At 44.6% G+C, this 26,699-nt stretch carries 30 protein-coding genes and 1 pseudogene; 2 read left to right on the top strand and 29 right to left on the bottom strand.

Translation table 11 applies throughout. From position 1 onward, the window contains the following. Nucleotides 1-206 precede the first annotated feature (206 nt). Nucleotides 207-1,160: pseudogene (locus ACFI6J_RS16440) on the top strand (IS481 family transposase). Nucleotides 1,161-1,411: 251 nt separating this feature from the next. Here ACFI6J_RS16440 and ACFI6J_RS16435 read toward each other — a convergent pair. The 29 genes from ACFI6J_RS16435 to ACFI6J_RS16295 form a co-directional block, all read right to left on the bottom strand. Then, a complete protein-coding gene (locus ACFI6J_RS16435) occupies nucleotides 1,412-1,594 on the bottom strand; it encodes a hypothetical protein (protein ID WP_012516877.1) in 183 nt (60 codons plus the stop codon). Nucleotides 1,595-1,669: 75 nt separating this feature from the next. Continuing rightward, on the bottom strand, nucleotides 1,670-2,038 hold the full coding sequence (locus tag ACFI6J_RS16430; protein ID WP_012516876.1) for a hypothetical protein: 369 nt from the start codon (nucleotides 2,036-2,038) through the stop codon (nucleotides 1,670-1,672). Nucleotides 2,039-2,087: 49 nt separating this feature from the next. Beyond that, nucleotides 2,088-2,540 (bottom strand): hypothetical protein, encoded by a 453-nt coding sequence (locus ACFI6J_RS16425; protein ID WP_014997007.1) that lies wholly within the window; start codon nucleotides 2,538-2,540, stop codon nucleotides 2,088-2,090. Between the two features lie 10 nt (nucleotides 2,541-2,550). Further along, nucleotides 2,551-3,204: a methyltransferase family protein gene (locus ACFI6J_RS16420; RefSeq protein WP_014997006.1), complete on the bottom strand. Its 654-nt coding sequence runs from the start codon at nucleotides 3,202-3,204 to the stop codon at nucleotides 2,551-2,553. Continuing rightward, nucleotides 3,194-3,517, bottom strand: coding sequence for a DUF2933 domain-containing protein (locus ACFI6J_RS16415; RefSeq protein WP_014997005.1), 324 nt, complete (start codon nucleotides 3,515-3,517; stop codon nucleotides 3,194-3,196). Before ACFI6J_RS16415 ends, ACFI6J_RS16420 begins: the two co-directional genes overlap by 11 nt. A gap of 46 nt (nucleotides 3,518-3,563) precedes the next feature. Further along, nucleotides 3,564-3,920, bottom strand: a complete 357-nt coding sequence (locus ACFI6J_RS16410) for a cupredoxin domain-containing protein (RefSeq protein ID WP_012516868.1) — start codon at nucleotides 3,918-3,920, stop codon at nucleotides 3,564-3,566. Nucleotides 3,921-3,929: 9 nt separating this feature from the next. Then, on the bottom strand, nucleotides 3,930-6,278 hold the full coding sequence (locus ACFI6J_RS16405; RefSeq protein ID WP_170826532.1) for a heavy metal translocating P-type ATPase: 2,349 nt from the start codon (nucleotides 6,276-6,278) through the stop codon (nucleotides 3,930-3,932). 24 nt (nucleotides 6,279-6,302) lie between these two features. Then, a complete protein-coding gene (locus ACFI6J_RS16400) occupies nucleotides 6,303-6,713 on the bottom strand; it encodes a MerR family transcriptional regulator (protein WP_012516866.1) in 411 nt (136 codons plus the stop codon). Nucleotides 6,714-6,831: 118 nt separating this feature from the next. Further along, nucleotides 6,832-7,884 carry a hydrogenase expression/formation protein HypE gene (gene hypE, locus ACFI6J_RS16395; protein ID WP_012516865.1) on the bottom strand — a complete coding sequence of 351 codons (1,053 nt, stop codon included), beginning with the start codon at nucleotides 7,882-7,884 and terminating at the stop codon, nucleotides 6,832-6,834. Further along, nucleotides 7,884-10,190: a carbamoyltransferase HypF gene (gene hypF, locus ACFI6J_RS16390; protein ID WP_015066019.1), complete on the bottom strand. Its 2,307-nt coding sequence runs from the start codon at nucleotides 10,188-10,190 to the stop codon at nucleotides 7,884-7,886. The genes hypE and hypF overlap by 1 nt, the downstream gene beginning before the upstream one ends. After that, nucleotides 10,190-11,323: a hydrogenase formation protein HypD gene (gene hypD, locus ACFI6J_RS16385; protein ID WP_012516863.1), complete on the bottom strand. Its 1,134-nt coding sequence runs from the start codon at nucleotides 11,321-11,323 to the stop codon at nucleotides 10,190-10,192. The genes hypF and hypD overlap by 1 nt, the downstream gene beginning before the upstream one ends. Nucleotides 11,324-11,329: 6 nt before the next feature. Further along, nucleotides 11,330-12,076, bottom strand: a complete 747-nt coding sequence (gene hypB / locus ACFI6J_RS16380) for a hydrogenase nickel incorporation protein HypB (RefSeq protein ID WP_020742696.1) — start codon at nucleotides 12,074-12,076, stop codon at nucleotides 11,330-11,332. Further along, the gene (locus ACFI6J_RS16375) at nucleotides 12,066-12,452 is read right to left on the bottom strand and encodes a hydrogenase maturation nickel metallochaperone HypA/HybF (protein WP_012516861.1); all 387 of its coding nucleotides are present in this window, start codon (nucleotides 12,450-12,452) and stop codon (nucleotides 12,066-12,068) included. Before ACFI6J_RS16375 ends, hypB begins: the two co-directional genes overlap by 11 nt. Continuing rightward, entirely contained in the window at nucleotides 12,445-12,672 is a 228-nt protein-coding gene (locus ACFI6J_RS16370) for a HypC/HybG/HupF family hydrogenase formation chaperone (protein ID WP_012516860.1), read from the bottom strand. The genes ACFI6J_RS16375 and ACFI6J_RS16370 overlap by 8 nt, the downstream gene beginning before the upstream one ends. After that, entirely contained in the window at nucleotides 12,672-12,887 is a 216-nt protein-coding gene (locus ACFI6J_RS16365) for a hypothetical protein (protein WP_012516859.1), read from the bottom strand. Before ACFI6J_RS16365 ends, ACFI6J_RS16370 begins: the two co-directional genes overlap by 1 nt. Nucleotides 12,888-12,905: 18 nt before the next feature. After that, nucleotides 12,906-14,783, bottom strand: coding sequence for a nickel-dependent hydrogenase large subunit (locus ACFI6J_RS16360; protein WP_044055662.1), 1,878 nt, complete (start codon nucleotides 14,781-14,783; stop codon nucleotides 12,906-12,908). 17 nt (nucleotides 14,784-14,800) lie between these two features. Continuing rightward, complete coding sequence (locus ACFI6J_RS16355; protein ID WP_348670546.1) at nucleotides 14,801-15,799, bottom strand: hydrogenase small subunit; 999 nt, start codon at nucleotides 15,797-15,799, stop codon at nucleotides 14,801-14,803. Nucleotide 15,800: 1 nt separating this feature from the next. After that, nucleotides 15,801-16,235, bottom strand: coding sequence for a hydrogenase expression/formation C-terminal domain-containing protein (locus ACFI6J_RS16350; RefSeq protein ID WP_348670545.1), 435 nt, complete (start codon nucleotides 16,233-16,235; stop codon nucleotides 15,801-15,803). Beyond that, the gene (locus ACFI6J_RS16345; protein ID WP_020742695.1) at nucleotides 16,232-16,786 is read right to left on the bottom strand and encodes a HyaD/HybD family hydrogenase maturation endopeptidase; all 555 of its coding nucleotides are present in this window, start codon (nucleotides 16,784-16,786) and stop codon (nucleotides 16,232-16,234) included. The genes ACFI6J_RS16350 and ACFI6J_RS16345 overlap by 4 nt, the downstream gene beginning before the upstream one ends. A gap of 14 nt (nucleotides 16,787-16,800) precedes the next feature. Next, nucleotides 16,801-18,024 (bottom strand): hypothetical protein, encoded by a 1,224-nt coding sequence (locus ACFI6J_RS16340; protein ID WP_156079167.1) that lies wholly within the window; start codon nucleotides 18,022-18,024, stop codon nucleotides 16,801-16,803. 12 nt (nucleotides 18,025-18,036) lie between these two features. After that, nucleotides 18,037-18,831: a cytochrome c3 family protein gene (locus ACFI6J_RS16335; RefSeq protein WP_014997000.1), complete on the bottom strand. Its 795-nt coding sequence runs from the start codon at nucleotides 18,829-18,831 to the stop codon at nucleotides 18,037-18,039. Further along, nucleotides 18,828-19,586 (bottom strand): hypothetical protein, encoded by a 759-nt coding sequence (locus tag ACFI6J_RS16330; protein ID WP_348670544.1) that lies wholly within the window; start codon nucleotides 19,584-19,586, stop codon nucleotides 18,828-18,830. The genes ACFI6J_RS16335 and ACFI6J_RS16330 overlap by 4 nt, the downstream gene beginning before the upstream one ends. Continuing rightward, nucleotides 19,586-21,520: a 2Fe-2S iron-sulfur cluster-binding protein gene (locus tag ACFI6J_RS16325; RefSeq protein ID WP_462557608.1), complete on the bottom strand. Its 1,935-nt coding sequence runs from the start codon at nucleotides 21,518-21,520 to the stop codon at nucleotides 19,586-19,588. Before ACFI6J_RS16325 ends, ACFI6J_RS16330 begins: the two co-directional genes overlap by 1 nt. Further along, entirely contained in the window at nucleotides 21,517-22,362 is an 846-nt protein-coding gene (locus tag ACFI6J_RS16320; RefSeq protein ID WP_020742694.1) for a hypothetical protein, read from the bottom strand. The genes ACFI6J_RS16325 and ACFI6J_RS16320 overlap by 4 nt, the downstream gene beginning before the upstream one ends. Nucleotides 22,363-22,390: 28 nt before the next feature. After that, nucleotides 22,391-22,747, bottom strand: a complete 357-nt coding sequence (locus ACFI6J_RS16315; protein WP_012516849.1) for a hypothetical protein — start codon at nucleotides 22,745-22,747, stop codon at nucleotides 22,391-22,393. Between the two features lie 72 nt (nucleotides 22,748-22,819). Further along, nucleotides 22,820-23,251: a hypothetical protein gene (locus ACFI6J_RS16310; protein ID WP_012516848.1), complete on the bottom strand. Its 432-nt coding sequence runs from the start codon at nucleotides 23,249-23,251 to the stop codon at nucleotides 22,820-22,822. 96 nt (nucleotides 23,252-23,347) lie between these two features. Further along, entirely contained in the window at nucleotides 23,348-23,641 is a 294-nt protein-coding gene (locus ACFI6J_RS16305; RefSeq protein ID WP_226434253.1) for a c-type cytochrome, read from the bottom strand. Between the two features lie 15 nt (nucleotides 23,642-23,656). Beyond that, nucleotides 23,657-23,872 carry a hypothetical protein gene (locus ACFI6J_RS16300; protein WP_012516846.1) on the bottom strand — a complete coding sequence of 72 codons (216 nt, stop codon included), beginning with the start codon at nucleotides 23,870-23,872 and terminating at the stop codon, nucleotides 23,657-23,659. 8 nt (nucleotides 23,873-23,880) lie between these two features. Next, nucleotides 23,881-24,054 carry a hypothetical protein gene (locus ACFI6J_RS16295; protein WP_012516845.1) on the bottom strand — a complete coding sequence of 58 codons (174 nt, stop codon included), beginning with the start codon at nucleotides 24,052-24,054 and terminating at the stop codon, nucleotides 23,881-23,883. A gap of 433 nt (nucleotides 24,055-24,487) precedes the next feature. Here ACFI6J_RS16295 and ACFI6J_RS16290 point away from each other — a divergent pair, with 433 nt between their 5' ends. Next, nucleotides 24,488-26,602, top strand: coding sequence for an SDR family NAD(P)-dependent oxidoreductase (locus ACFI6J_RS16290; protein ID WP_348670542.1), 2,115 nt, complete (start codon nucleotides 24,488-24,490; stop codon nucleotides 26,600-26,602). Nucleotides 26,603-26,699 lie beyond the last annotated feature (97 nt).

The raw sequence follows: 26,699 nt of genomic DNA, 5'->3' as shown, positions 1-26,699 counted from the left end.
ATTTTAACTAAATTAAAATGCAAAAGGAGCATTAGCAATAAGAACATAAATAGCATTTACGATTTTAGCGAGATCGGTCCCTATTTGGATGAATCTTTAATTACGGTCTTCGAAAACAGTAGTCAGAATATTTAAGACAACAAGGACGTTTATGTGTGTGATTCATAGAGATCGTTTCAAAATAATACGACTCTAAGAACAAAGAAATTAGACAGCGACTCAAGTGGATTGAGCTTTACGAAGAAACTAAAAATGCAGGTCTGGTTTGCCGCAGGTGTGGTATATCCAGACCCACTCTTCGTAAATGGTTAAAACGATACAAAGAAAATGGTCTAGACGGTCTTCAGGACGTTTCTAAACGCCCTCATACCTCGCCAAATGCTAAAATAAACCATCAGGTAGAGGAATGGATTCTAAGCCTGAGAAAAGACAGGAAGCTTGGTGCGCGGAGAATCCAAAATGAACTTCTTCGCGAGCATAGTGTTCAATTATCGCTTGCTTCCATACATAAGGTGCTGACCAGACATGACGTTAAACCAATAGTATTTCAACGGAAGAAAAAAGACTTCATCCGTTACCAAAGACCTATTCCAGGTGATCGAGTGCAGATGGATACATGCAAAATCGCTCCTGGAATTTACCAATATACTGCTATTGATGACTGCTCTAGATATCGCGTACTGGATGTGTTTAACCGGAGGTCGGCAGCAAACACCCTTATTTTTATCGATAAGGTAATCGAGGAAATGCCATTTCCAATACAGCGAATACAAACCGACCGTGGTACAGAATTCTTCGCAGAGAAAGTTCAGCGAAAGCTGATGGATTATGGCATCAAATTTCGTCCTAACAAGCCTGGTTCTCCTCACCTGAATGGTAAGGTTGAAAGGTCGCAAAGAACCGACAAAGAAGAGTTTTATTCAACAGTAAACTTGAATCTAGACGAACTAAAAAACGAAACATTGCCCGAATGGCAGCATTACTACAACTGGCAACGGGCACATGGTTCGTTAAAGGGAAAAACGCCAATGGATATTGTCTGTGAAAGACTTGAACAAGCCCCACTTTGAGAAGAGGTTCACGAGGATTATATAACTGAGGACGAGCGCATTCAGCTATCAAATTATCAACGCGACCTGCAATTGAGAAAAGTGAAATGATGTCTATGAATCACACAACTCATGCCATATAAATCGACTTTCTAACACTCCAAACAATGGATAGTAACTCGCGATCACAACAGTGAGCGTTGGATAAAAACTTCGGTCTTTATCGAATTTATTTAACTTCGCCAATCCTATTATTAAAACAGCTACCAAAGCCCCTATTGAAGTACTCACTAACACTTTATTTACCCATGTGCCGGTAATAGAAAAATTGCCCCTTCCAGCGGCTAAAACTTGCCACGCTTCTATTCGTCTTTGCTTGAAGAAAACGCTTTTAATGCTTTTTCCAGTGAATATTTTGCGTTAGGCATAACGGAACCTGTGAATTCTTGTACCGCTTGATGGATTTCATGCTCAGCTGGGTTTCTTTCAATTATTCCCAAGTTAAGTAACTTAATTCTGTCCGCTTCGTTTTTACTATGTACCACTGTGTTGTCCTGTTTTTGTTTGTTATGGCTGTACGATCAGGCGTAACGTAAGTCTGATCGTTGCTATTGAAACAATTACTTTTTATGGGTTTGCCCAGGAGGAACACGGTGGCAACTCCAGGGTTTGTGTTTTGCATTTTCACGAATGTTTTCGTCAACGAATTGGTAATAGCCTTCTTTCATTTTTGTCCAAAAGTCGTCCGAAATGTCTGCCCCGTTGTCACGAATGATTGTCTCAATGCCATCTAAATTGCAGTGGGTTGCATCGTAGCCTATATGCAGGGTACTTTTGGCGTCCTCAAATGAAACTGCATCGATTCCAAAGGTCCCATCAATGCCAGCAATAATTGCTTCTATGTTATCTTCGGTAATACCAACCAACTTTAAATGCCGTACGACTAAATTCGCCTCTGATACACCGACTCTGTGATCTAGATCGCTCATCTTTTCCTCCTATAAATCGATTGTTAACTTGTTTATGTTCGTCATTTCTTTAATTATTTAAAACACTATTGGCACCGAGCTGCTGCTTCATTAACGATTGTAAAATTGACATTCTTTGTTCAAGATAAAACAAATGTTCGTCTACCGAATTTCCCATGACTACAAAGTCGCCCCCTGCTAAACCGCTGTCGATAAGAACGAGACTTCGTTGAAGGCCATTTGTGTACGTTTCTTCCAGATGTGCTTTGTGTTGCAGGTCTGTTTCACTTTGGAGTCTCTTCTCAATATTCGTTAAATAAATTTCCATCATTTTCATATGCTCAACGATGAGAGTTTGCCTATCAGAGACGTCGTTGATCCGTTGTATGCGTTGCATTAGTGCATCCATGACAAGCTCATTACTTCGAAGCATATCATCCGCACTCATCGACGTTTGAGCAGCAGCAAATGTCGCGGGTAACACCCCTCCAACAAACAGTAATGACAGTAGTACTTTGTTCATTTTGTAATCCTTAATTAGTGCTTGAAACGTTTGAAATACCCATACGGGGAAACCAACCTGGCGTCGTTTGTTTATAGTGTCTGTAGCTATCACCAAACTCGGATTCAGCTTGCTGCTCTTCTCGCGTGGCGAGTCGAGCATAAACGACAATAAGAATTGGAAACATAAGTAAGGTTGGCAGTGTTGGCCATTGCAACAAAAAGCCAAACATGATCAGTATAAATGCAACATATTGAGGATGCCGGCAGCGAGCGTACCATCCAGTAGTGGCTAAACTATGCGATTTTTGCGCGTGGTGTAGGACACTCCAAGAAGCGGATAGTAAAAAGAAACCTAAAATGATGATGACATTACTTAAGATGTGTAAAATATCCCAGTGAGCATCGCCGGATAGCCCTAGCAAAGTATGCCACAAGTGACCATTTTCATGCGCTAAAAAGTCTACCCCTGGATAACTTTCCGCTAACCACCCTGACAAAAAATATATTGTCAGGGGGAAACCATACATTTCGGTAAATAAGGCCACGATAAAAGCGGAAAATACACCTAGGCTTCGCCAATCTGTTTTCGACTTCGGCTTGATAAAACTAAACGCAAAAAAGATAAAAATGGCTGAGTTTATAATGACTAGTGCCCAGAGCCCATAATCAGAATCACCGTGCATTATTATTCTCCGTTTTATGTTTTCCTTTACGGGCCTGCTCTAACCCTTCGATATAGCCTTTTCGATATTGCTCATTGTCCTCGGTTTGTTCTTTAAATGTTTTTTCGGTGTGCTCATGTGTTTCATGTCCTTTGCCATGACTGCCGTGCATAAAAATGTGCATGACAAGGCACAACAACAAGATCAAGTAAGGTAAATACGGAAACACATGCTCACCATGCTCAACCAGCAAGAAGTAGCTCGCGGCGGTAATAAGGCCTATGGCAGACCAACCACTGGGGGTGCGCCAAAAGGGGACTTTTTGTTTACTCATAATACACCTCGCTTTGGTATCTTTTACGTTAATAAAAAGCGTTTAATCACTTGATCACCAACGTGCCACGATACATTTGCATCTGACAATGAAATGGGTAAACGCCGGCACTGGAAGCAGGAATAGTGACCGTCACTCGCTTGTTAAGCGCTAATGTTTCATTGATATCCAACTCCGGGATCAATAACGTTTCTGCACAGGGCGTTGCATCTTCTCTGACGAACATAAGCTGAACGGACTGATGCGCCGGCACCGTGATATTGGCAGGCTGATACACGCCGTCTTTTACAAGGACTTTGATACTGCCGTCTTTTATCTGGGTTGATTGTGCTTTGTAAAGCCAAAACCACCAAACAATAAGCCCAATCAGGATAAGCCCTGCTAAATTAATCCATATCATCATTGTGTACTCCTAGTGCTCTTTCGCTTTAAATAGACGTAATCGGTTAGCATTGGTCACCACCGTTAGTGATGAGAATGCCATCGCTGCACCAGCAATGACTGGGTTAAGCAGTATCCCTAAGAATGGATAAAAGACGCCTGCCGCAAATGGTATTCCGGCGACATTATAAATAAATGCGCCAAAGAGGTTTTGCTTGATGTTACGCAGTGTTGCTTTGCTCACGGCAATTGCATCCGCTAACCCATGTAGGGAGCCGCGCATCAACGTTATATCCGCACTTTCTATCGCTACATCAGTCCCAGTCCCAATCGCAAAGCCGACGTTGGCATGAGCAAGGGCCGGTGCGTCATTTATGCCATCACCGGTCATACCCACAATTTCGCCTTCACGTTGAAGCTCAAGTATTTTGTTTGCCTTATCTTCCGGCATCACTTCGGCAACGTAATCTGCAATCCCCGCTTTTCGGGCGACGGCTTTTGCGGTCAGTCGATTATCCCCGGTTAACATCACAACTCGTATCCCGTTATGCTGTAGCCGCTTTATCGCATCTATTGAGTCAGATTTTATTGGGTCAGCGACGGCAATTACGGCAACTAATGTAGAATCAATAGCAAAATACATAGGGGTCTTTGCATCCGCTGCTAACCTCTGCGCTTTGTCGATGTAATGATGAAGCTCGATCCCTTGGTCTATCATCAATTTTTCATTTCCAAATAGCAGGCGTTGAGAATTTAGCATGGCTTCAACCCCCTTCCCCGCAATGGACTGAAAATCAGTAACGGAATGGATCGGCACACCTTGCTCCTTTGCAGATTCAACGATCGCCATGGCAAGTGGATGCTCAGAACCAGACTCAAGGCTAGCCGCCAAAGAAAGCACATCGTTGTGACTATGATCTGAAACTATAACGACATCTGTTACTTTAGGGGCCCCCTCAGTAATAGTGCCTGTTTTATCTAGAACCATAGTGGTTATTTTTGATGCAGATTGCAGCGCTTCGCCGTTTCGGATAAGAACCCCCGCTTCAGCCGCCTTTCCCACACCGACCATCACCGACATCGGTGTGGCCAAACCCAAGGCGCAAGGGCAGGCAATAATCAGTACTGTGGTCGCAGAAACGATTGCAAAAGCTACTTCAGGAGATGGACCATAATTCAACCAGGCCAGCGCACTGATCACGGCAATGATCATGACGACCGGTACAAAATAGGCGGAAATCATATCAGCTAATCGACCAATAGGCGGTTTAGAATTTTGTGCGCGTTTTACCATGTTAATAATTTGAGCAAGCGCGGTATCTTTTCCCACGCGCTCTGCTCGAAAGACGATAGAGCCTGATTTGTTTATCGTGCCGGCAACGACCTCATCGTCTTTTCGTTTTTCTATGGGCATGGGTTCACCCGTTAGCATTGATTCATCAATACTTGTCTGGCCCTCGACAACTAAGCCATCAACAGAGATGCGCTCCCCAGGGCGAACCCGGATAAGATCATTTAGCAGAACATCTTCAATCGGAATATCTATATCATGCCCATCACGAATGACGCGAGCTGTTTTGGCTTGTAAACCAATCAGTCGTTTAATTGCCTCGGACGTTTTACCGCGTGCTTTTATCTCAAGCGCTAAGCCTAAATTAATGAGACCAATTATCATGGCTGTTGCTTCAAAATAGACATGCCGCGCCATTTCAGGCACATATCCGGGGAAAAACACAACGACCATAGAGTACAACCAGGCTGTTCCTGTCCCCAATGCAATCAAAGTATCCATGTTCGCGGCGTGATTTTTAAAGGAGTTCCAAGCACCTACATAAAAATGCCGACCAGAAAACACCATAACACCCAATGTCATGATCCCTACAATCAACCACACGATCCGCTCAGTGGTCGTGTTGACGCTCATTTCCCCCGTCACCAAGCCATAAAGCATCAGTGGCACACCAAGAGATAATGCAATGACCATGTCTCGCATTAGTTTTTTATAATATGCCCAGTCCGCCTGTTCCTTTTCTTCAATGGCAGCCTCATCTGAATCCGTATTCGCTAATGTTGCGTTATACCCAGCTTGCTCTACCGCCTTAATCAATGCGTGGGAGGATGAACTGCCCATCACCAACACCGAGCGTTCAGCAAAATTCATCTCAGCATTGGTGACACCCGAGACCTGTTTTAAGGCCGCTTCAATTTTAGTCACACAACTGGCGCAACTTGCACCTTGGATATTGAGTTGTAGCTCACCCGAAGACGCAGAGACTTGCTCAGTATGTGTTTCACTCTCGACCGCCTTACTAGCGGTTGATACTTTTTTGTCACCGCCACAACACGAATGAATTTTCGCATCGTCCGTTTTTGAATTCATGAGCCACTCCCTCTCTAAATAATGTTATGATTTAAGTGATGTGAAACCTTCAATCAAATGGCAAATCGTATCGGCCGTTGGATGCTGATCCGGTGTATTTTCCCATTCTGAGATTGCTTTTCGCATGCGCAGTCTTAGCTCATGCATGTCCTGATACCGCTGTTCAGTTTCTTTCAACCTTTGTTCAATAAGGCGCCGAACCGTCGGGCATGGCGCGTTGGTTTGTGATGACGTGAACAGAATTTCCTTAATATCATTGATAGAGAAACCTAATGAACGCGCGCTTAAAATAAACCGTAGTCGTGTCACATCAGCGGGCCTGTAATACTTGTAACCATTGTGCGATTTACTTGGCACCAAAAAACCAATGCGCGTGTAATACCGTACGCTGTCCGCGCTAATCTCTAGTGCATCTGCAATTTGTTTAACGCGCATTTTAACGCTCCTCTTTTATCAACATAGATATGCGGTTAAGCACGCCTTTAATCCTATGTTCTACTCTCACGTTACTAGGGTAAACCTATGTGTTGCTCACAGGTCAACACCTATTCTTTCAGCAGATCCTTGGAAGCGGCTCATCTTCGAGTTCATTCATGAAACGTCTTCCTCCCATTGGCGTAACAATGGTCACGCGCCCTTTTGATTCGGTGTTTTTTACTATTACACCAATGTGTTCGGCCTGCTCCCCGTTTCGAATGCTCCGCCAGTGTTCTAGCACCTTACCGCTTATGTCAGGGGCAACAACAGCAACAATGCGTCCCTCACACGCTAAAACAAACGGATCAAAGCCTAATATTTCACACACGCTTGCCACTTCAGGTCGCACCGGAATATTATTTTCAATTAACTCGATATCGAAGCCTGTTTCATTAGCAACGTCATGGAGTAATACTGACAACCCTCCACGAGTTGGGTCACGCACAAAACGAACACCTTCCAAATGCTTGATTGGATCAATAAGAGGAACAACGCTTCCACAATCAGACTTTAGCTGACCTTGCAAACCATAGTCCTCGCGAGCAAGCAGGACACACGCACCGTGATCACCTACAGAACCACTAACCAGTACATGATCGCCTGCCTTTATAAGACTGGTATCCCAAATCGGCGCATCTCGGCTGTCTCCAACACCCGTTGTATTGATAAAAACGCCGCCACCACTGCCTTTCGGGACAACTTTCGTATCACCTGTTACAATGGCGACCTTCGTTTCTTCGGCAGCTTGATGCATTCCATTAACGATTTGTTTCAATGTTGAAAGGGAAAAGCCTTCTTCAATAATAAATGCAGTACTGATGTACCGTGGTGTTGCCCCAACGACTGCTAAATCATTGACGGTACCGTAAACACTCAACGCGCCTACATTGCCGCCTGGAAATGTTGGGGGGGATACAACGAAGCTATCCGTTGTTATACTCAGATAAGGACCATCAAAAGTTACTGTGGCGGCATCATGAAGCAGATCTAGATCTTTGTTCGCTTTATTTTTAAAAACATGATCAATGAGTCTTTTTGTCAGTGTTCCGCCGTTCCCCTGAGCTAATTGAATAGATTCCGTGCCCAACGGCTCTGATGATGAATGATTATTGCCCTCTGCGCTTTTCATTATGACCTCCGTGAACAGTATTCGTGGATTTGCCCAACACTTATTGCGGCATCGTTTAATGGCAAACTACTTGGAATAACCACAGGAATGTCTGATTGTAAAAACCGTTGTGATATACCGTCACACAAAATGCGATTTTGGAAGACGCCTCCTGCCAATCCAATGTGGTCAAAATTAAACTTTTTACGGCAATGTAGGGTTACCTCCCATACCGTTTCAATTAACGAAGCGTGGAAATTTGCAGCACGAGTTTGAGGAGACACTTTGAAATCAAATAGTTCCGGTACCAGTGTTCGCCAATCCATTTGAATAAATTCGTCGTTTTTCTGGACCAACGTTAACGGCATAACCTTAGAGGGCGTCGACGCAACGCTTTCCAACATCATCGGCGCCTGCCCTTCATAAGAGACTTCGCTCTGTTCACAGCAGGCAAATGCCGCCGCGTCGAACAGTCTTCCCATTGAACTACTAACATGACAATTGAGTTCGTTTTGCCATGCGTTGTAGCTTAATTGTTGTGGATCAAATGGTTTAAAATCAATGCCGGTGAAATTAGTACCCCACACTAGTGATGCTGCACTTCGCCATGGTTGATTTGGAACCTTGTTGCCGCCTTGCAACTTCATAGGCGCTAATGAGGCAACACGTTTCCAATTGCCCGGCGTCCCACAAAAAACTTCCCCTCCCCACATCTCGCCATTCTCGCCTAATCCCGTTCCATCCCACACGAAAACCAAGCTTGGTGTCGATATTTCAGCAGCTAATGCCCACGCTGATGCATGAGCGTGGTGATGTAAAACTTTAGTAGTCGGTAGTTCACTGCCTTTGGCCCAACGGGAACTGATATAGCCAGGATGGCTATCGCAAAGAATACGCTGTGGATGAACATGATAGAGAGCTTGAAAGTCACTGATACATTTTTCAAAGTGCGCTTGCATTATCGGAGAATCGAGGTCGCCAATATGCGGTGTTACGATAAGTCGATTGTTCAAAGCTATTGCGACTGTATTTTTCTGATTCGCGCCAACAGCAAGCATTGGTTCCTGCACAGTATATGGCAATGATAATTCTATCGGACTTATACCCCGCCCCAGGCGAATTGGAATGGTGCCTGACTTAAGCGTTCGCAGCACAGAATCATCCAGTTTGTGAAAAATGTCTCGATTATGGTGCACGAAGATGTCTGCCAACATCGTAAGGTGTTGCTGTGCCGATGACGTCGATGTGACCATCGGTTCACCGTAAATATTTCCTGACGTAGCCACCATGGGGCGATTGAATTGCTGCATAATGAGTAAATGCAGTCCGCTGCACGGCAACATCACCCCCAAATCACGAAGCATGGGCGCTACGTTATCTGCAATGGGTACATTCGATTGCTTTTTTGCAAGTAAAATGGGTCGCACGGGGCTTAGTAAGAGCGCTCTTTGATGACTGTCTACAGCAACGCATTTATCTAACCAATCCTCACTTGTTTCGTCTGCACGAGGCTCTGGGAGCATGACCGCGAAAGGTTTATCTGGTCTATTTTTACGCTGGCGTAAAAGGTCTACCGCTTCAGTGCTTTGTGCGTCACAGAGCAAGTGATAACCGCCTATACTTTTTAACGCGACAATTTTGCCTTGATTCAAATATGCGACAACCGTTGCTACAACATCAACATCGCCTTGCGAGACCACGCGCCCGCCGACAGTTGAACAAAATACTTCAGGCCCGCATACGCGACAGCTTATTGGTTGAGCATGAAAGCGCCTATCAGTTGGCGATTGATATTCTTTACGACATAACTCACACATTGGAAATGCTGACATACTCATGTTCTTTCTGTCGTATGGCATTGCTCGCAGCATAGAAAATCGTGGACCACATTTACTGCAAGCGATAAAGCTATAGGTGCCACGTCGGTTAGTATTTGACAGTAACTCAGCTTTACACGCTCCACACAAATAGACATCTTTGGGGATTGATATCGCCCCGCACGCTATATCATGACCGCTTTCTTTTATCGTGAACGAGTCTACATTACTCAGTTTAACCTGCTTTTTTTCCAGCAAGGATATGGAAACTAGCGACCCATTGTTCAGTAAGTCGAATACAAATTGTTCAACGTCTAGCTCAGTGCCTTCAGCGTGTATTCGCACACATCCACAGTCGTTTTGTACCCAACCAACAATACTTTTTTCATACGCTAAGCAGTAAACTAACGGTCTGAACCCAACCCCCTGGATGACTCCAGTAATGTTCAACTCATAGGCGATAGTTTTACTCTTATTCGTATTGGCAACATATGTGCGGGCAGTTGTCATCACTTCATCTCCACCTTTAGCGTATTCCCCTTTTTGATAACATTTGTTATCGAGCGCTCACCAGAGCTATACCAAATTCGGCAAGCCCCCTCATCAGACACCATACATGCGCCTTTAGGGGATGCTGGTTTGCATTCCTGACCAAAAAACGGGCACGCATCAGGTGCCATTTTTCCGAGGATCACTTTTTCACAGGGCGATGTGGTTTCAGGAACGTTTTGCGCACATTGCGAAGGGAAATCGACTGGCGCATAATCGTTTGTGGCGTCTAGGTGCGATAGTCTCGAAGCAAAGGAAAATCCAGAACCAGGAATAACACCAATTCCTCGCCAATGTGCGTCAACGATAGTGAACGCTTTATTGATTATTGCTTTAGCTGCTGCATTGCCGTTTTGCTTTACCACTTCGGGATAGCGGTTACTCAGTGTGACGACTTTATTTGAACAATTACCGAGCAGCGTTTGGAGCGACAACAGCAAACTTTCTGGATGAAAACCAGCAATACTGACAGGCAAATTATGATGGTCGATTGCAAACTGCCATTCTTCACTACCCATAATTGTCGCAACGTGGCCTGGCGCAATCAGTGCATCAAAAGTATTCGGTTGACTCTCAAGCACATGGGCAACTGCTGGCCAAGTAAGTCGTCCAGACAATAATACTTTAAAGTTATTGGGTAAATCATTAAGCAGTGTTGCTGCAATCGGTGCCATAGTCGTTTCAAAACCAACAGCAAAAAACACAATAACCTTACGAGGTTCTTCCAATGCTATAGATACCGCTTCTTGAGGAGAAGATATCGGACGGATATCGGCCCCTTGATTTTTTGCGTCTATCAATGAGCTACAGCCACCCATTTCGTGTTCGACTGGGACGCGGAGCATGTCACCAAAACTAACGATAACGACATTTTCGTTAATGGCTAAGTGTATCGCGTATGCAATATCCTCTTCGGGGCAAATACAAACGGGGCACCCTGGCCCAGGTATCAGATGAATATTGTGCTGAAACAACGTTCTAAATCCAGCGCGCGTAATCGCACGCTCATGGCCACCGCAAACATTAAGAATACGAAACGGTTTTGAAAGCGAGGTATTCTTAATGTCTCTTAGCAACGATTCAACACTGTACATAAGACTTTAGACTCCGCTATTTTGTAACGACTGAGACTGATGAGCTGTAATGGCGTGCGTAAAATAAGAAAACCAACGCTCTAGATGTTGACTTTTCAATGAAGACACTTCGAGAACGGGCGCATCGTTGCCCACTTTACGAAATGATTCAATCGCGCGAGGTACATTGAATTCATCGTGAAATTGCAAGTAATCGGTCTTAGAAATAAGCATGACGTCCGCGGCACGAAACATCACTGGGTACTTTTCAGGCTTATCATCACCTTCTGGTACGGACAGCAAAATAATGTTTAAGTGCTGTCCTAAATCAAAACACGCTGGACAAATCAAATTGCCAACATTCTCTATAAACAAAACGTCTAGTTTTTGTAAGCTAAATCTTCCAAGTACCTTTTGCACCATACTGGCGTCCAAGTGACACCCTTGGCCCGTGGCGATTTGCTCCGCCTGCACACCATGACGTCTAATTCTATTTGCGTCATTTTCAGTTTCGAGGTCGCCTTCAATCACCGCCATCGCGTATTGCGACTTAAGCGCACGTATCGTTTCTTCGAGTAGCCGGGTTTTTCCACTGCCTGGGGATGACATCAAATTAATCACTAGTACATTATGTGCGTCAAATAAAGCACGGTTTGCTATCGCTTGGCTGTCATTGTTGCTTTTTAAATTTGCGTGAACCTCAACGATATTTGCTGATGGCTTGTCAGTTTTCTCTGATTTTACTTGCGTTTCGCAACCACAGTTACCGCACATGTTTTCTCTCCTTTGATTCTGTAAAATTGTCAGGTGCGATAAACTCTATTCGTTGCAATATAAATTCATCGCCCTCAATGAGGTCGGTTTGCCAAGCACCGCAACTTGCACATAGGATACTATTCACCGAAACTCGGCTGAATTCGCCACACAATTTACAGCGTATCTTGATAGCGCTTGTGTCAATTCTAAGCGTTGCCTGATCGCCAATGGTGTGAGTTCTACACGCCAAGAACGCATGGTGCAGCAAGTCAGGCTCAACACCTGACAGTGGGCCGACTTTGACGTGAACCAGACTGACAGACTTATTCATGTTTGCTCGCTGGTGAACAGCGACTGTGTCAAGCAAGCTATAGCAAAGACTAATTTCATGCATCGTAAGCAATGACCTGATCGAGCATCTCCCATGTCACCTGCGCTTCATCATAGGTGATCACTTGGAGAGCATAACCAACATGTACCATCACATAGTCGCCAACTTTGACCTCTAGCCCTTGCACTAAATGTAAACTCACCTCGCGAGAGACACCTTTCGCTTCACACGTTGCGTTAAAGCCTTTAATTGCAATGACTTTCATGGGGATAGCGAGACACATTACTGTTTTACCCGTTGATAGGGCCTACTTGCTCTAGCTCGATAAATAAACAGCGCAACGGTGACAAGCACGATTGTTGACACCAGCGATCCCAAAAGTAGTGAATGATCGCCTTGATGACCCGGGTGCGCATAACTAACGGGTGAACCTACCACCAGGTAAAAAAAGGCAATTAAAGAAGTAACTGACTTTCTAATACTATTTTTGATTTTCATAATATTCCTCAAGTAAGGTTAACGAACTTTTAGACGCAAACGCTCTTCCCCTGTTTCGTCCATTACGTGCACGGCACATGCTAAGCAGGGGTCAAAACTATGAAGTGTTCGCAAAATCTCTAAAGGTTGGTCAGGATCATGTAGCGTATGTTTATCTTGCAGAGCGGCTTCATAAGCACCTGCCTGTGAGTTGGGATCTCGAGGTCCAGCGTTCCATGTCGTAGGCACGACACATTGGTAATTCTCAATTTTGCCATTTTGCATGACCAACCAATGCCCCAACGCGCCACGAGGCGCTTCCATCACGCCTACCCCCTGGCCTTTAATTGGCCAATTGGTAGGGTCAAAATACAGAGGGTTAAACGTATCGGTATCGCCCTTTGCGATATTATCCAATAGTTGGTCATACCAAGACTGTAGCTGGTTAACCACAATTTTTGTTTCCACTGCTCTGGCGAGCGTCCTACCGAGTGTGGAGAAAAGTGCAGAGGTCTCTAAATCCAAGATAGAAAGAGATCGATTAACGATGTCTTGCGCAGCGGCATCTTTTTTAGCATACATCATTAGCACGCGAGCCAGCGGTCCCACCTCCATCGCATGGCCTTTCCAACGCGGACTTTTCAACCATGAATATTCAGCCCCTACATTTAGGTGCTTGTAAGGCGGTTTCGGACCAGTATACTCGAGTGTTGTTTGTCCATTAAAAGGGTGTAAACCACTTGCGTTCCCTCCACTATATCGATACCAGGAGGAAGAGACGAATTCTTGAATTTCAGAGGGATCATCTAGATCAAGGTCATGCACTTTACTCAAGTCTCGACCAAGTATTGCACCTCGTGGAAACAAGAAAGAATCAGGGTCATCCATTGATGTCATAGGTAAGTCTCCATAGGTAAGAAAGTTACCCAGCCCTTCCCCTCGTGTCCCCCACTCTTTGTAATAACCCGCAATCGCCACAATATCGGGGTAATACACCTGATCGACAAAGCTCTTCATTTGCGTGATAGCATCTTGTAGTTGCACTAATCGACTCGTGTTAATACCCGTTGACGCATTGAGATTAATCGGTGAAGGCACGCCGCCAACGACAAAATTAGGATGAGGGTTTTTCCCTCCAAATATGGTGTGAACTTTTACAACTTCACGCTGCCACGTTAGCGCATCTAAATAATGTGCTAATGCCATCAAGTTAACTTCAGGTGGCAGTTTATAGCCAGGATGCCCCCAATACGCGTTACTGAATATCCCTAGCTGCCCAGACTCAACCAGCGTTTTGACTTTTTGCTTCATATCTTTGAAATATCCCGGCGATGAACGAGGATAATCACTCAATTGACCGGCGAGCGCAGCGGTTCTCGTTGGATCTGCATCTAGTGCAGAAACAACGTCAACCCAATCTAGGGCATGCAAGTGATAAAAATGCATCACGTGATCATGCACATATTGGGTTGCAATCATGATGTTTCTTATCAGTTGTGCATTTTGAGGGATAGCCATTTCTGCTTCACTCAGTACGCCTATTGAAGTACGTGACTGTCGGTGCCCTTTTTTACCATGTTGCATCGGTCCTTTTGGCATAGATGTCATGGAGGGCTTTCCAATGGCAACCCCTAATTTTGCGTTTGACCGCCAAGCTTTTCTAATTGCATCTTCGACAGCACGCACCGATGCCATACCATGCACCAGCGTGCAGACGCCACAGATACGTTGCGCAAAAGCCCAAGCGTCACGCGGATCTCTGCCTTGTAAAATCAGTTCAATTCCCCGAACAGACGTGCCTGATGAGAACGCCTGTTTGATGGTATTCCCATCCATTTCAGCTTCTATTCGAAGATGCCCTTCAATTCGAGTGATAGGATCGACGACTAACCGGTTGTTACTTGCTGTATTTTCCATGAGCCTTGCCTATTATCTTATGAGTTTTTCCCAGCATGCTTCTGTGCACCTTTGCCGGGTTTGGATTTGTACCACTCCCATGGACCCAAGGCTTGGTAAAAGCTGCTTTTATCCCAGAAATCGGGCTCAGAGCAACCAAGACACGGATGGCCAGATTCGATAGGAAAACTCGTGCCTTGATTCCATTTAACCGTTGCACATGCGTTAAAGGTTTCGGGCCCTTTACAACCAAGTTCGAACAAACACCACCCATTTTTTGCCCCCTCATCATCAAACGATTTTGCAAATTTACGTTGTTCAAAAAATGGGCGTCGATAACATCTGTCATGGATGCTTTCACCAAAAAAAGCGAGTGGGCGTTGTAATTCGTCGAGATCAGGGAAACGCTTAAACGTCAGGTAATGAACCAACACAGCTGTAATCGCGATAGGCAGTGGCGGACAGCCTGAAATGTTTACGATTGGCTTGTCTGTAATAATGTCGCTTACTGCCACTGCCCCCGTCGGATTTGGGTTTGCTTTAGGGATCCCGCCAAAAGACGCGCAGGTACCGATGGCAATAATACCCGCAGCATCTTTTGCCGATTCTCTCAGCATATCGACATTACTCATGCCACTGATCGTTGAGTATCCTGGGTTACCCACCGGAACCGAACCATCAACCAACAACAAATATTGCCCTTTGTGCGCGTTCATCGCCGCACGCCTAGCGTCTTCAGCTTGCTCTCCCGCAGCAGCCATTATCGTATGCTGATAATCCAACGAAATATGATCGAAAATAAGGCTTTCCAATGTGGGAGCGTGAGAGCGCAATATTGCTTCGGTACACCCTGTGCACTCTTGAAAGGGCAACCAAATCACAGAGGGTCTTCTCGCATTGCCAAGGGCAGTCGCCAAATCGGCAACAGCGCTTTGCGGCAATGCCAGTAAAGACGCCGTTGTAGCGCAAAACTTAAGAAATGTGCGTCTTGAGATACCGGCCGCTTGTAACTGCTTGTTTAATGTTGGTAGCGCCATTTCAATCCTCCTTAGCCGTTTCATCAGAAGATTGATGAGACAACGAATGGATGTCAGACACTATATTGCTGAGCGATAACACCATATCTTCTGGCTGAGATTTTATGATTGGTGGACAGGTACAGATATGAACGTATTTGCCCATGATCTCCACATCTTCGTTATAGTGAATTTCAAGCCAAACGCCTGCGTAGCGTGATTCGATTAGCACCGTATCACCCAGCGCCTGAATATCAGCTTTAACCTCTCCATGCCCAAGAAAAGCTTCTAACTGCGCTTCTTCGCTAGCGCTTAAAGGCAATCGTCGCAGATCAATCGTGGTTTGTTCTTGTCGTTCAATTAACTGAGACAACGCATGACGTATCTGATGCAAAAGCCGCATTACGTTGCCGGTTTTTTCAGCATTGGATGTCATAAAAATGAGTTCTTCGGTCATCGTGCCTCCTTTTGGGTTGCCGGTTTATAGGCCTGAATGTCGTCGCTTGATAAGCAAGCAAATGCGATATCGATGATCGATGATAACGCTGCATTTACCTTTGGACTCAAAGAGGTTCCCCACTCTATCGCCTCAGGCTCTACGCCAATTAACGTCACCGCAGAAGGTTTTGAATATAACGTTTGGCTGGTCAACAATGTATCGCGTAACGTGATCTGGTGAACGGAATGGGTCGTCGCTTGCTTAAACTGATCCGCAATTGCCTCGTCCTCAAACACTCTCACCGTACCAGGCGAACAGCGCATGTAGGCCGCGTCGATGACTATCGTATGATCGGAACTCGCGACCCACTCCAAAAGTTCATAGCTCAGTGTCCCAGCGTCAATGCAAGATACATTTGAATAAGACTTTAGCAGGGGTTGCAGAGCACGAACCGCGTGCACACCAACGCCATCATCTCGCTGCAGTAGATTTCCAACACCAATGATAGCGTAGCGCTTAGCCGCATTTTTAATTTGGTCAATTGTTGGTGTAGTTTCTAGTGATAGCATCGGTATTTTCCTTATTAGCTATGAGGTGCTGGAATTGACCAGCCAATCACAAAGAATAAACAGAGAACGATCACCGATAGACCAAGTAATTTTGTTGACCTAATGCGTTGACCTGTGCTTTGACGCATCACGAGTTTGATCACGATTATTGTTTGGATCAGGTAATAAAGTGCAAACCCTTTTGAAGCGAGATTAATAATTTCAAATACGTTAGATGACCAAACTAATATACCTGCGATGGCGATAACTAAAACGTAGTAAAATTGGGGGGAGATAGGTAAATGGAAAAGCTCTTTTAAGAGGCCTCCGCCACCGATAGTATCGGCTAATGCTGCACTTAACTGACTTGCCGTGGCGGCAACCAGTAATAAAATCGGCAATACCCATATTGCTTGCCCTAGGGTGTAGCTAATCGTTGTTTCGTTTAATTCCGTGATCGGAAAATCCAGGAAAATAGGACACGTTAGACCGATAAAAACAACATAGAGAAAAATAGCGATCCACTGAGCATAACGACTCGCTTTAATGCGCTGTTCTGGCGTATAGTTATTCCCCATAAAACGGGTTGTCTCGAACCCTTGCGTTACCATGAGCATCCCTGCGAGCATGCTAACAGTTTCAAAATGGCTCAATGCCTGTATCGCTTCATGTTGAAACCAAGCACTTTGTACTTGTATGTCGTAGGTTGCCAGCGCTGCGAGCACACCTACTATAATAGCCAACTTTATTGTCACGGCGAATAGCTCAATGGTCTCTAGCCCCCTAGCACCTCGAAGCCAAGCGACCACCATAATGATGACAAGCAACCCACTGGTAAACAGTTTGATGTACGTCGTATCAGAGATAGATAAACGATCAAAAACAAACGCTGCAAACAAACTAATATAAAACGCCACGGAAATGGCATATGCCGCACCAAGCGCCCATTGACTTGCTTTTTCAAGCGTCATAATACTGCTTTGTTGATTGCTAGCTAGCTCAGGTTCTGCGTGGCGTATATTGAAGCGAATAACTGACCCCAGCGCATATGCCAGAATGGACAACAACACTATTCCAAGCAGTGCCCATTTCCCCATTACCGAATGCAGCAGTGGTGCAATGATCAAAAAGCCACTACCAATAATGGAAGCCAACGGTGTGACTGTTGCTCGCCATTGGAAAGATTGTCGTAAGCGAGGCAGACACAATACTATTGCGATCAGCACCGAGGTTGCGAGCGCAATGGAATTTGTGATCACAGTTTGTACCCCTTAATGGTGTTTATACCACCCGGCACGCTTAATATCGTTCCAGGACGTAGATTGATGGCAGGCATAGCATTCCTCAACTTTAGCTTTAGGCTCGCCTGCCACTTTGGCGGAAATCATTTTAAAATGCTGCATATAGTGACTGGGCGGCGCTTCATGACATTGATTGCAATCACGTGATTGACTCGACGGGTGAATAAACTTTGGCAATGACCATTTGTCTGTGCTGTGACACTGCACGCAATCCTCTCCAAATAGACCTAAATGGCGATCATCGTTGCTGTGACATTGCGTACAATTTAATAAGGCTTCTTTATCACTGACCTCAGGGTGCACAAACAAGGGCTCAGGAGTTTGTTTATTCGCTAGTATGTTCTCCAAAAACGCCATGGTGGCAGCGCCCTCGTCAAACGGGACATTTGGGTTGGGGAGCATATTGAAACCAATGTCGACTAACGCTATATGGCTCATGAGCGAAATGTTGGCCGATTCACCTTTGTGCTCTACATGGCAACTTGCACATTCTTTGATGTCGGTATGAAATGCAGTGGGTTGACGCGCAACGATATGCGTATCATTTGCATGACACGCCACACATTTGTCACGCTCAACGCCCTTCACCGGTGTGTGACAACTCAAACAGTCATCCGCGAGAAAGGCATGTGCTTTATTGAGTGAACCGGGTTCAACCATTTTTTCCCATGGAATTTGTGCGCTATCTTCAGGCATATGAATGAAATGACTGACGCCAAAGCCAGCAGCAACTAAGCCAAGAACGATTATTATCCATTTCATCATAACCAGCGCAGTCCAAAGTAAACTTCACTGAAAATGTGAAAAAACAGGACTACATAAAGTGTCATTGAAATCACGATGTGAAATTTTAACCAACGAGCAAACCACACCTTCGCGGTGTCATGAATGAGAATGCTGTACTCAACATCGGAAATTGTATCAATGATAGAAAGAACCTGGCTTTCTTGTTTGAACAATTTACTTTGTGCTGAAGTAGGCACATTTAACGTAATGTAAGGAATATGTCGTGCGGATGTTTGGGCAAACGTCGAATATCTGTCATCACAGACTGCGTCTTTCAACGCCTGTTTTGCGTTAGAAAGCGCAACGTGGAGTTCATTTACTTGGCGCTTTTTCTCTTTCACATTCGATGAAATAAGACCGAGTACATATCGACCCACAAACCCACTGATCACAACGACCATCATAAAGATAACAAGCGAAACTCCGGTAGCACTATCAAAACGATGGGCACTATGGATCAGCGCTAGAATAGGCCCCAGCACACCAGCATAGATATGTATACGCAGGAGCTTTGGCATAGCGATGTGCTTCGTCACGACTTTCTTAAGTGATTTGTTACGCTTAATGGTCATGTATACCAATGGGATAAGCATTAATACCGAAGCGCTTAAACCCACGCCAAATCCAATAAAACTGCCTGGGAATGCTGGGTCTCTATGCCATAAAAAACCGAGCCATAGCAGGATCATTAGGACAACCAAGCTGCTTACAATTGTGCGCTCTTGAGAATTCATTAAGCCTCAACCTCCACATCAGATTTAGGGATAGCTTGGCACGCCAGAATATACCCACTGAGCTTATCTTCAGGCTCCAGCCCATCATCAACCTCCATATCGACGTCACCACGTAGCAGTTTCACCTTACAACTCCCGCACGAACCCGCTCTGCATGAATTCTCTATATCTACATCGAGTCCATCAGCGACGTCTAATACGGTCTCATCCGGACCCGCGTGGGCTTCGACGTCTGAAAGACTAAACCGTACTTGTCTGTTGTCGCCTGCGTTGGTGTTAGTGGCTAATTGAGATTTAACGGGAGCGGGCTCTGGTTTAGCAGCCCCAAACGCTTCGGTTTTAATATGCGTGTTAGGCATACCCAATTCGGCTAGCATTTTTTTCGTAGCATCCATCATTGCAGGAGGCCCACAAATATGCGCAGTTTTTGAGGCAATATCTGGCACAAATTCGTTTATCATTGCGGATGAAAAGCGGCCTTGGGGCCCCATCCAGGATGTACCCTCTGCTTGAGTCATACTGACCAGTACTTTTAACCGAGGATGACGTGCTTGCAGATATTTTAATTCCTGTTCAAAAATAAAGTCGTTGGACGTTCGCGTACAAAACAGAAAATAAATATCACCGTCCCAGCACGTCGTCGTCAAGTAGCGGACAGCGCTCATCATCGGTGTGATCCCCACTCCCCCAGAAATCAACACCACGCTGTTTGAACCATGACCATTGAAATAAAATTTACCGCCGGGGGCTTTAATTGAAAGCGTATTTCCTACCTCAACCGCGTCATGCATATAACGAGAAACCACACCGAACTCCTCTCGCTTTATCGTAACTTCAAAGTAATACTGTTCAGTGGGCGATGATGCAATGGTGTATGAGCGCTTAACTGGCTTTTCAAAACCATCGATGTTCAGTGTGAACGTGACAAATTGACCTGGTTCGAAATCAAATGGAATGGTTTGTCCATCTGGGCTGGCTAGACGTAACGTTTTAACATCATGGGTTTCATTAAAAATCGCGGTTACTACCATATCGCCACTAAACGTGCCCTTGCGCGATGAGGCAGTGGATGACAATGCTGGCTCGCTACTTTGCGCTGGTGCCGAAGCATGCTGCTGGGCAGCCGGATTAGATTCGACAACAGAGGAAACTTTTGTCGTTGGCGCAGATGTGCTTGCGGTGTCAGTAGACTTAAGCTCTTCGAGCAGCGCGGCAGCTCTGCGCATCTTAAATCCATACACATACACCATAACAATTGTAAATATGAGTAAAACGAGCATCACTGCGCTGTGAAACGGTGTCATACCAAATAGGGTTGAAGTACCTTTTTCCGGCGCACTGGGAAGCAAATTCATTTGTGACTTGAACCAGGTTAATGCCACTCTTCGTGGTTCTTGCCCGTCTTGTATGGCACGTTTCGCAGCAAGACCACTGTCAAAATGGGCTATACCCTCTTTAACTGTTTCAACAGCCATTTGCATTTGGGAATAGTCATCAGTGGCAGCTGCGCGGGCAAGCCAATCAAAACCTGTAGCAAGTTGCTCACTTCCTTGTTGCATTCTTGCGGTTGCTTTAATCAGAACAGTCTCTCTTTGTTCGGGTGTAGCTGAATGCATGCGCATTAGCGTGGGATAGAGATCTTTAGGTTTGGGTGCACCCATTTTCTCCATCATTTTATCCATGCCTTTTGCCATACCGGATCCCATCATGGCGTCAGCATTGCCCAGCGGTCCTTTACCTTGTGTAGCAGTCGGCAAAACATCCGTATTAGCGTTGACAGTGGGATCATTGGTAGCTTCAGGATGGTGGCTCGCATGCTCACTATCCTCTGGCTGTTGCTGTGCGTAACTGCTCGTCGTTGCGAATAACAGCATAACGTTCAAAATGACGGCGTAACGCAGAAAAAATGATGTGTGTGGCCACCACATGCTCATAACTCACCTGTTTGTTCGGCCATCCACAGGCTATTTATCTTAGCGATCTGAGAGGGCGTTAATACTGATACCGCTTTCCCTACCGATGTAATAAACTGCAACCGCAAGGCGCTGTTTGTGGCTTCTATTTCAGCAATGGTGTCTTTGATATTGTCGTATTGAGGTAGCCCCTGAGCGGTCAATTCCCACAACGATGCTTCTAACGCACTTCGCTGCAGCGTAAAGCTTTGTTGAGTAGACTCCCATTCAGTTCGGATCGTGAGAAGCGTTTGGTACTGACCATCGGTCAATTCGAGTGTCTCTTTGTGGTTTAAGAAAAAAGCTTGCTCTCCAACGTGGTATAAATGCAGCGCTCCACTGACACCGGGTAAGCTTTCATTTAATGGAGAACCAGATATCTGTGTTTTATTTTGTTCAGGTGGTGTACCCATCATTGAGCTGTTTTTCATCATCATTTTGCACATCATTCCCATGCACGATTTCCCGCGCATTGGCATCATGCCTTTATTCTTACTCTTTCCCATTTTCATTGTGTTTGTTGCTGAAAGTGGCATTGATGATGTATTGAGTGAAACACTGGTATCACTCGGATTTACACTCTCATTGCTTTTTGGCTGGGTCGCTAATGAATTGTCTAACGAGCGCAAAGCGGTTTGGATTTTAGCGAAGTCATCAACGTTTAACTCAGGCTGAGTTTCTTTAGTTTCTGATGAATTGTTTTTTTTGTCTGGCTCAGTACTTTGTGGTACTGCTGAGCACGCGGTTGTGAATAAGACACTCACTAATACCAGCGTCACAATAACCGCTATACGGTAGGGTTGGTGATAAACTCTATTATTCACAACGGCATACTCCTAATTAAAATATTAATCAAAAACCACGGTCAAACTCGACCATGTCATAACGCGTAATTTCGCCATCCAGCACAATAGCTTCCGCGAAGTGCTTATCCTTAGTTTTTCCAAGACGAATTTTCCCAACGAACTCTCGTGAATAGCTGTTTTCACCTTCTGAGATTGCTGTAGGGTCGTAGACAGTTCTATAGACATTAAAAACTTGATGTTCCTTCAAACCATCCGTATCAGATACACATACCACTGCTTGCTTATCATCGACTGTAACAACTTGCCCACTCATGATGTAGTCGTGATAAACCTGGCTTGCGCATCCTCCGAGGAGTCCAACTGACAAGACTACAATTGAAAAAAACTTAATTAATTTATTCATGTAAAATTCCTGTGATTATTGAAATAAGCGAGACAGCAGGTCACCTCCTGCCTCGTAACGTGGTGATTAGCTCTATTTGTGTTTATGTATTGGTTTAGACTTTTCAGCGGTGTGCCCCATCATTTGGCTCATCATGTCTTCCATCATCGACATACGCTGTTCCATCATTTTCATTTTGTCTTCGGTGGACATATCAGTGTGTTTGTGTTTCATTCCTTTTCCCGCTTTCATCCCCATCGAGTCGCTTCCTTCCATCATGCCCATCATGTCTTGCATCTTTTGGGCATGCTCATGCAACATGGCTTCGCGCTTCTCCGGATCCGATTCACTCTTAACGGCATCCAATACTGCGCGCATTTCTTCCATATGCGTCTGCATCTTTTGCATCATCTGACCATCCATCATCGGCATATCAGATTTGTCAGTCTGTTGATATGCAAAAGAAGTCGCTATTGGCGCAACGACTAAAGCACTGGCCAGTAATAGTGAAGTAAGCTTTTTCATAAGATTGTTTCCTTTGATTATGCTCAGTTGAGCGTTTTAGGTTTAAAGTTTACGTCTTGTCACCTTAATCTAATGTCTTAGACTCAGGTCAATAGGCTATATGGACGATAAAAACTCAGCTAAAGCTTCAAGCTCATCATCTGTAATCGGCATTTGCGGCATTGCGGACGACGAGTTATTAAATTGAGGCTCCTTAACTTTGCGCAAAAAGAATGCCCTGCCTTTTTCGCTAATAACATTATCCAGCGATGGACCGAGTGTTCCGCCTGCGCCTTGCACTTGATGACACCCCTGACAACCATATCGAGTGAGTACGTCACGTGGATTGACTGTTAATGATTTAGCCAGAGTCACCTCTACCGGTTGAGCAGGACTAGAAGCTATTTCCATGAATTCAAGAATGGCTTATACTTCGCTGCCGGTTAAATGCGCTTTTTCGCGCATGTGTGGCATGATCACTCTCCACTCACTGATAGAAAACTCACGCACAGGCCTACTGTTATGACAACGCGCACAGTTGTTATTAATTAACTCTGCGCCAGAAAGTGTGGTTTCATCGTCTGCCAAGTTCGGTAACGAAATAAATGTGATTAGTGCACATATAATTAATTTCTTGTTCATGATATCCCCTAGAATCCATAGCTGAATTGCACAGCAAACCGTGTATCATCAGGGCCTTCAACTACGTCTGTATCTTCATAGCCCACCTTAATAACTGAACGAGGGTCCAACCAATAGTTGACACCTACCATCCAGCGCTCCGCTTCTTCAATTTTATTGGTTTCAGCATATTCAAGGACCAATTCAGTACTACCTAGGGATTGAAAAGCATGCCCAACGAAGAAAGTACCTTGTAAAAACCATCCATTGCGTGAAAATGAGTCAATAGTTTGCTCATGATCTCGCTCAACAAATGAGTCCGTTTCAGTTTTAATATACTCGCCTCTGATGATGGCGTGAGTACTAATAAAGTTGATATCAAACCCATTGGCTGTGATATCTAGTTGTCCTTGTTCGTCGTAGGCACCTTAATAAAATGTTTATGTATTTAATCGTAGTGATTTCATTTCAACTGTAGTTGATTCAGATCAAAGCATCACAACGAATCGATTACGGTTTGATTACATTTCTGTAATCAAATCATTAACTTTATTTATCCATTCAAGGACTTTACTTATGCTGAAGCTATCAAACATATAAGTGAGCTTTCACTCTTCTACGAAATAGGCTTTTAAGATGTTGTATCAACAGACAGCACTAATATCAGGCGCTAGCTCTGGTATAGGACTTGCGCTTACAAAAGAGCTTCTACTCTCCTACCCTTTTATCCAGATCGTAGCACTTTGTAGAAATCCAGAAACTTTACAACAGCTTAAAAGGTCTTATGGGGATAGGGTCAGAATCGAGTGTATCGATTTCACTAATAGGGATTGTATTAAAAGCCTTCAAAACGTTGTCAATCAGCATACTCACTTTAGCTACCTGATCCATTGCGCAGGTGTTGTCATGCCATTTGGAGATATTAGCAACGTCGCCCCTGATGAGTGGGAGGCAACCCAATGGATAAATGTCGAAGTACCTCGCCTTTTAACGCAGATATGCTTAAAAAAATTTAGTCATAGCCGCGTGATGTTTTTAACCAGTGATTTGCCAGTACAACCCGTTGCTGGCGCCTCAGCTTATTGTGTGAGCAAAGCATCATTAAATATGCTGTGCCAGTGTTTTCAACTTGAAGTCGATAACGATATTGCTGTTTTTACAACTGTGGCTCCTGGAAACGTCGACACCAAAATGCAGGAAACGATAAGGCAAGCTTCAAATCACGCGTTGCCTGCATCGGAGTTAATGCGCAGTATGTATTCAGCAAACAAGCTTTTACCTCTCCGATTAGTTGCACAATATCTGCGACAATTGCTGAGCGATATCACGCCAAACACTTTTGGTAGTCGAAGTTGGAATCTACTTGAGAGTATTGTTGAAGTTTCACCTGCAAAACAGACAAAAACAGATTCAATCACGCGGGCTACTGAAACAAGTTTGGTAGAACTGGCAAGTCTTGTTGACGGCGCATTCTGGTCACCGGGTAGTGCAGAATATGAAGAAAACAGGAAAGTATTCAATCAAGGTGTTTCGCGTTTTCCGTTAGTAATTATTCAACCTAAAACAAAGACCGATATTATACACATTGTCAGATGTGCAAAGCAGTTGCGCTTATCTATTACAATTAAGGGTCAAGGGCATGGTGTAAGTGGCATGTCGGTCCTTAACAATGCAATTGTAATTGATATGTCGATGTTTAAAACAACTGTACTGAATGTTGATAAGAGCTCAGTAAACGTCGGCGCAGGCGTCAAAAATAGTGAATTGGACCATTTTCTAGCGCAACACAACAAAGTAGTTCCTTTGGGTACCTGTCCCGATGTTGGTGTTGTCGGCGCAACATTGGGAGGGGGGATCGGTTTTTTGTCCAGAAAGCTTGGTTTGAGTTGCGACAATGTGCTCGCGTTTGGATTGATAACTGCTGACGGTAAAGTAAGACAAGTGACCGAATCCCAACATCCGGATTTGTTTTGGGCATTAAAAGGGTGTGGCCATGGTCAATTTGGCGTTGTGACCGATGTCACGTTTAAATTAAATGATGCCCCCCAAAATATTGATGGCCGAATACTCGAGTGGCCATTATGTCACGCACGATCTATTCTTAGGCAATATAGCAAAACAGTGCTCAGTGATAACAGATCGGTTTTTCTATATGCATATCTCTCGCGATCGATGCACGATAAAGCACGAATTTCGATAATGGGGTTTAGTGAGGACTGGGTGCACGGTTTGGATTCTGTAGCCAAATGGCAAGACGGTGCCACATTGTTAAGTAGGCGGTCGCAATACGTTGAATGCCAATCCAATGACTACGATAGTGATCTGAACTTGTATTGGCGAAATGGCATAATTGAAGGCGAGCTATCAGACGAATTCATTGAAACACTTTTATCGTGTTACCGAGCTTGTCCGGTAAATTCAGGTGGATTTATGCTAGACCCGCTTTGTGGCGCTATTCAGGATGTAAACGCTGACGATTCGGCATTTATTCACCGCAACGCTTCTTTCGTCTGTAGTATCACAGGGATCACTCAAGCTGAATGTGACGATACTGAAGTTATCGATTGGGTGAATAAATCTTTCGATTTGCTATTACCGTTTTTTAATGGTCATTCTTACCAAAATTATGACATGGGGAATGGGTCGCCACTTGCTCTTTACTACGGCCAACACACAGCTCGTTTGAAATTATTAAAACAACAATACGATCCTACTGGTCTGTTTATGAGCTCTCTTCTGCGCCCTGACTAAAAGTTTTTTAGTCATTGCTGTGACGATTTCGATATTGTGAACGTATGTTCTACCCATATTGAATTGGCATTGTGGTTACTTGTAACAAGGAAATAAT

Source organism: Alteromonas sp. G4i13, assembly GCF_054960505.1.
This window is presented reverse-complemented; position numbering and strand designations above follow the sequence as displayed.